The sequence below is a fragment of the Bradyrhizobium sp. genome, assembly GCF_049581145.1.
GTDB lineage: Bacteria > Pseudomonadota > Alphaproteobacteria > Rhizobiales > Xanthobacteraceae > Bradyrhizobium.
In genome coordinates this window covers 1-5,204 of the sequence record NZ_JBAURI010000349.1, presented here as the reverse complement: position 1 = coordinate 5,204, position 5,204 = coordinate 1, and the positions used below count along the sequence as shown (strand labels likewise).

General features: G+C 62.1%; 9 protein-coding genes. 7 read left to right on the top strand and 2 right to left on the bottom strand.

Going from position 1 to position 5,204, the window contains the following annotated elements; translation table 11 throughout:
* From WCB02_RS11410 to WCB02_RS11395, 4 genes are all read left to right on the top strand, one after another.
* On the top strand, positions 1-1,058 hold a 1,058-nt coding region (locus WCB02_RS11410; protein ID WP_423958263.1), incomplete at its 5' end, for an ABC transporter substrate-binding protein.
* A complete protein-coding gene (locus WCB02_RS11405) occupies positions 1,055-1,900 on the top strand; it encodes an ABC transporter permease (RefSeq protein WP_423958262.1) in 846 nt (281 codons plus the stop codon). The genes WCB02_RS11410 and WCB02_RS11405, both read left to right, overlap by 4 nt.
* A 91-nt stretch (positions 1,901-1,991) precedes the next feature.
* Positions 1,992-2,480 (top strand): cyanase, encoded by a 489-nt coding sequence (gene cynS, locus WCB02_RS11400; RefSeq protein ID WP_423958260.1) that lies wholly within the window; start codon positions 1,992-1,994, stop codon positions 2,478-2,480.
* Positions 2,481-2,743: 263 nt separating this feature from the next.
* A complete protein-coding gene (locus WCB02_RS11395) occupies positions 2,744-3,061 on the top strand; it encodes a hypothetical protein (protein WP_423958259.1) in 318 nt (105 codons plus the stop codon).
* Here the strand turns inward: WCB02_RS11395 and WCB02_RS11390 are convergent.
* Both WCB02_RS11390 and WCB02_RS11385 read right to left on the bottom strand, forming a co-directional pair.
* On the bottom strand, positions 3,032-3,223 hold the full coding sequence (locus WCB02_RS11390; protein WP_423958257.1) for a hypothetical protein: 192 nt from the start codon (positions 3,221-3,223) through the stop codon (positions 3,032-3,034). The two genes, WCB02_RS11395 and WCB02_RS11390, sit on opposite strands and share 30 nt — an antisense overlap.
* Positions 3,224-3,226: 3 nt before the next feature.
* Complete coding sequence (locus tag WCB02_RS11385; RefSeq protein WP_423958256.1) at positions 3,227-3,550, bottom strand: DUF1476 domain-containing protein; 324 nt, start codon at positions 3,548-3,550, stop codon at positions 3,227-3,229.
* A 317-nt stretch (positions 3,551-3,867) separates the two neighbouring features.
* On the opposite strand from WCB02_RS11385, the gene purC reads away from it, so the two are divergent.
* The 3 genes from purC to WCB02_RS11370 all read left to right on the top strand — a co-directional run.
* Positions 3,868-4,635: a phosphoribosylaminoimidazolesuccinocarboxamide synthase gene (gene purC, locus WCB02_RS11380; protein ID WP_423958255.1), complete on the top strand. Its 768-nt coding sequence runs from the start codon at positions 3,868-3,870 to the stop codon at positions 4,633-4,635.
* A 63-nt stretch (positions 4,636-4,698) separates the two neighbouring features.
* On the top strand, positions 4,699-4,941 hold the full coding sequence (gene purS, locus WCB02_RS11375; RefSeq protein WP_423958254.1) for a phosphoribosylformylglycinamidine synthase subunit PurS: 243 nt from the start codon (positions 4,699-4,701) through the stop codon (positions 4,939-4,941).
* A gap of 13 nt (positions 4,942-4,954) precedes the next feature.
* Positions 4,955-5,204: phosphoribosylformylglycinamidine synthase subunit PurQ (locus WCB02_RS11370; protein WP_423958251.1), on the top strand; the 250-nt coding region annotated here is incomplete at its 3' end.

The following is a 5,204-nucleotide window of genomic DNA, read 5'->3' as shown; positions in this document are numbered from 1 at the left end:
CGATCACCGATGCCACCGCGCTGCTGGTTGCTCACGGCATGGGGTTCTTTGCCGATGAGGGGCTCACTGCGGAACGGCCCACTCTGATCCGGGGCTGGTCGCCGCTGGTCGAGGCGTTCGCGGCCGGCAAGTTCAATGTCGTCCATCTGCTCAAACCGATTCCGGTGTGGATGCGCTACAACAACAACTTCCCGGTCAAGATCATGGCCTGGGCGCATACCAACGGTTCCGGCGTCGTGGTCGGCAAGGACAGCAACATCAATTCGTTCGTCGACCTCGGCGGCAAGCAGATCGCGGTGCCGTTCTGGTATTCGATGCACAACATCGTGCTGCAGTACGGCTTGCGGAAATCCGGGATCACGCCGGTAATCAGGTCGCAAGGCGAGCCGCTCGCCGCCAATGAATGCAATCTTCAGGTCATGTCGCCGCCGGACATGCCCGCGGGGCTCGCCGCCAGGAAAATCGATGGCTACATCGTTGCCGAGCCGTTCAATGCGCTGGGCGAGATCAAGGCGGGCGGCCGGATGCTTCGCTTCACCGGCGACATCTGGAAGAATCATCCATGCTGCGTTCTCTGCATGCACGAGGAGGTCGTGACCAGGAAGGCGGAATGGACCCAGAAAGTGATGAACGCCCTGGTCCGGGCTGAAATCTACGCGTCCGGCCACAAGGCCGAAGTGGCCAGGCTTCTGTCCAAGGATGGCGACGCCTATCTGCCGTTGCCGGCTCCGGTGATCGAGCGCGCGATGACATATTACGACGAAGCGTTCTATGGCGAGAGCGGCGCCATCCGCCATCCGCAGTGGCATGTCGGCCGCATCGACTTCCAGCCCTGGCCCTATCCATCGGCGACCAAGCTGATCGTCAGCGCGATGAATGAAACGCTGGTCGGCGGCGACGCGACCTTCCTGAAGAAGCTCGACCCCGAATTTGTCGCCAAGGATCTGGTGAACTACGATTTCGTCCGCAACGCCATGAACAAGTATCCGCAATGGAAGGATGATCCCAGCGTCAATCCGAGCGATCCGTTCAACCGGACCGAGGAACTGGCGCTGTGAGCCTCGATCTTTCGATCGGCGCAGAGCAGGCGGCCATGCTAGGCCATCCTCGGGACGCCTCGACCAGGCGGCTTGCCGGCGCGGTCCGCAGTCTCGCCTTCGCCTCTGTCGGTATCGGCGTCCTGCTGCTGGCCTGGTGGATCGGCGGCTGGATCGTTGCGCACAATCCGGCCACCGCGAATTTTGCAGGCTTTGCGCCCGCGCCGACCTTCGAGCGCCTTTGGCGAATGCTGGCGAGCGGCGAGGCCGTGCGGATGGCAGGGCCGAGCCTGTTGCGAATCGGCGGTGGACTCGCCTGGGCTGTCGCGCTTGGCGTGCCGTTCGGCATTCTGGTCGGTCGGTTCCGCTCGGTTCGCGAGGCGAGTTCGGTGCCGTTTCAATTTCTCCGCATGATCTCGCCCCTTGCATGGATGCCGATCGCGGTGATGGCATTTGCGACCTGGGACCGCGCCATCGTTTTTCTCATCGGGGTTGCCGCGATCTGGCCGGTGCTGTTTTCGACCGCGCACGGCTTCCGGCGCATCGACCCGGCCTGGTTCAGGGTCGCGCGCAATCTGGGCGCGCGCCCATGGCACATGCTGTTCACCATCATCATGCCGGCGATCGCGCAGGACGTGCTCGCCGGTATTCGCCTCGCGGTCGGCGTGGCCTGGATCGTGCTGGTCCCGGCCGAATTCCTCGGCGTGACCTCCGGCCTCGGCTACGCCATCAACGATGCGCGCGACACCCTCGAATATGACCGGCTTGCCGCCACGGTCGTGATCATCGGATTCATCGGCTTTGCGCTCGACTTGATTTGCGGGCAGGCGATCCGGCGAGCAAGCTGGATCCACGAGGACTAGAGCCTTGGGATAATGCAGTTCCGAACGTCATTCTGATCGATGCGATTGCCCAAGCAGGATTAAGGGCGCCAACAAGGAAAGGAGACGAGTCATGAAACGATCCGACCTCACCGAGAAGCTGCTCGACATCAAGCGCGAGAAGGGCTGGAGCTGGAAGCATATCTGCGACAAGATCGGCGGCTATTCCGAGGTCTTGATCGTCGGCGCCATCCTCGGCCAGATGAAGCTGACGAAGCCGCAGGCCGCGAACGCCGGCGAGTTGTTCGGCCTGTCGAAATCCGAAACAGCGCTGTTGAACGAGACGCCGATGCGCGGCGAGGGCCTGTCCGTTCCGCCGCTCGATCCCCTGATCTATCGCTTCTACGAACTGGTGATGATCAACGGTCCGGCCTGGAAGGCGCTGATCGAGGAAGAATTCGGCGATGGCATCATGTCGGCGATCGATTTCGATATGGCGATCGAGCGGCTGCCCAATCCGAAGGGCGATCGCGTCAAGATCACGATGTCGGGCAAGTTCCTGCCGTACAAATATTACGGCGCCAGCGGCAACGTGCCGGAATACGGCTTCAAGGAAGATTAGAGCCTGAACCGGAAGGCTAGCTTCGGGCCGCGTCCCGTTCAGCGAGGAGCGGTTTTCGGCGCGACGCGTTCGCGCCGAGCACAGGCTCGAGCGCCGAGCCTGTGCCTGTCGGTTAACGCGGCGTGAAACGGAACGAAGCTTTCGGGCGCCTGCGATTCGGCAAATCGCAATCTCGGATTGATAGATACGGAGTCGTCACGTCAATTCCGGAGAAATTCATGTCGTTCCGATTTGCCCTCGTTCCCGCCGCGAGCTTGCTTTTGATGGCGCCGGGGATGGCCCAGACGGTTGGGCAAGCGTCTGGACAGCGCCAGGAAACGCCCGTGCATGTGCAAACGAGCTTCAATTTTTTCGTGCCCGGACCGTCCGGCGAGAGTGAGGAAGCCAAGAAATCGCGCGACAACGCACGCCGCGCGATCTACGAGATGGCGGCCCACGAATGCGATCTGCTGCGTGAGGTCCTCGCGAAGGATTGCCGTCTGGAAGCCGTGTCGAGCAACGTCGGACGGCAATTCGGCGCGCAACAGCAGGACGGCTACACCGTCAACGGCTCAATGAACTTGCAGATCACCGTGAAATAGCGCCGAGAAGCCCGGAGCGCGATGCGACCAGGTTGAATCGCCGGCGCGCTCGAGCTTTTGATCGGGCACGATTTCTGCGCAAACGCGTTCCAGGTTTGTCGCGAGAGAGAACGACTGCGCCCCAATGGGGTCGTGGCCGAAGGCCTTGCTGTTGCGGATCATGCTCTACATTTCCGCCTTCATCTGCGCGACCGCCTGCGCCATGAACTCTGCCATCCTGACGCCGATGTCCGCGTCGGTGACGGCGATGCCCTTGGCAGCCAGATCAGCCGTCACCTTGCGGATCACATTGGCGTCGCCGCCGTCCTCGAATTCCGCCGCGATCACGGTTTTGGCATAGTCACTGGCGGCTTCGGCGGATAATCCGAGCTTTTCCGCCACCCATAATCCCAACATCTTGTTGCGGCGGCCCTCGGCCCTGAATTTTGCCTCCTGATCGAGGGCGTATTTCTTCTCGAAGGCTTCCTCGCGCTTGTCGAATGTCGTCATGGTTAAGTCCCCCCTCCGGACCCGCGATGTGGGCCTCGTTGCGAGAGGCCCGTCAGATGCTTAGATAGGCTGCACGGACTGTCTAAACAATCGGCCACGAGGCCGCAGCAGAGGGCGGCCGGCAAGCGGTAAAAGTCGCCGCCCCGGAGCCGGATCGATTGTGCTGGATGGGCCAATCAGATAGGTTGGCAGAAGGTCCGGTTCTTGTTCTGTTTTCCCAGGGTTCCCGGGCTTCACGGCAGCTCCGCCGTGGTCCTGGTTCTAGTCAAGCGGAGCACACCAGATTCATGGATTTCAACAACACACGGTACATCCCAATGAGCCGTCGACGCCGCATTTATGAAGGCAAGGCCAAGGTTCTCTATGAGGGCCCCGAGCCGGGAACCCTGATCCAGCACTTCAAGGACGATGCGACCGCGTTCAACGCCAAGAAACACCAGGTGATCGAGGGCAAGGGCGTCCTCAACAACCGGATCTCGGAGTACCTGTTTCAGCACCTCAACGACATCTGGGTGCCGACCCACTTCATCCGCCGCCTCAACATGCGCGAGCAGCTGATTCGCGAGGTCGAGATCGTCCCGCTGGAGGTCGTGGTGCGCAATGTGGCAGCCGGCTCGCTGTCGCAGCGGCTCGGCATCGAGGAAGGCACGCAGCTGCCGCGCTCGATCATCGAGTTCTACTACAAGAACGACCAGCTCAACGATCCCATGGTCTCCGAAGAGCACATCACGGCCTTCGGCTGGGCGACGCCGCAGGAGATCGACGACATCATGGCGCTTGCCATCCGCGTCAACGACTTCCTCACCGGGCTGTTTCTCGGTATCGGCATCCGCCTGGTCGACTTCAAGATGGAATGCGGCCGGCTGTTCGAGAACGAGATGATGCGAATCATCGTCGCCGACGAGATATCCCCGGATTCCTGCCGGCTGTGGGACATCAAGTCGAACGAAAAGCTCGACAAGGACCGCTTCCGCCGCGATCTTGGCGGCCTGCTGGAAGCCTATACCGAGGTGGCAAAGCGGCTCGGCATCCTGATGGAGAACGAGCGGCCCGCGGGCTCGGGTCCGGTGCTGGTCAAGAGCTGAGGCTCGCGAGAGCGGCAACGGCTTGCAGGAACTTGAAGGATCGCAAGACTTGAAGGGGCAAACGTGAAAGCGCGCGTCACCGTCACGCTGAAATCCGGCATCCTCGATCCCCAGGGCAAGGCGATCGAGGGCGCGCTGAAATCGCTCGGCGTCGACGGCGTCGCCAGCGTCCGGCAGGGCAAGGTGTTCGACATCGAGCTCGCCGGCGCCGACAAGGCCAGGGCGGAGGCGGCGTTGAAGGACGCCGCCGACAAGCTGCTGGCGAATACAGTCATCGAGAATTACCGGGTCGAGGTCCTGGGCTGAGGCAGATTCGTCGATGAAATCCGTCATCCTCGTCTTTCCCGGAATCAATCGCGAGCGCGACATGGCGCGCGCGCTGAAGCTGATGTCGGGCCATGAGCCCGCGATGGTCTGGCACGCCGACACCGCGCTGCCCGAAGGCACCGACCTCGTGGTGGTGCCCGGCGGATTTTCCTATGGCGACTATCTGCGCTGTGGCGCGATCGCGGCGCGCGCGCCGGTCATGGACGCCGTGCGGGCGTTTGCCGCCAAAGGCGGCCTCGTGC

Bases quoted from the DNA above. Each gene is read 5' to 3' on its own strand.
- WCB02_RS11390 (WP_423958257.1), bottom strand. From the start codon at position 3,223: ATGATCCGCAACAGCAAGGCCTTCGGCCACGACCCCATTGGGGCGCAG.
- WCB02_RS11385 (WP_423958256.1), bottom strand. From the start codon at position 3,550: ATGACGACATTCGACAAGCGCGAGGAAGCCTTCGAGAAGAAATACGCC.
- cynS (WP_423958260.1), top strand. From the start codon at position 1,992: ATGAAACGATCCGACCTCACCGAGAAGCTGCTCGACATCAAGCGCGAG.
- WCB02_RS11395 (WP_423958259.1), top strand. From the start codon at position 2,744: ATGGCGCCGGGGATGGCCCAGACGGTTGGGCAAGCGTCTGGACAGCGC.
- purC (WP_423958255.1), top strand. From the start codon at position 3,868: ATGAGCCGTCGACGCCGCATTTATGAAGGCAAGGCCAAGGTTCTCTAT.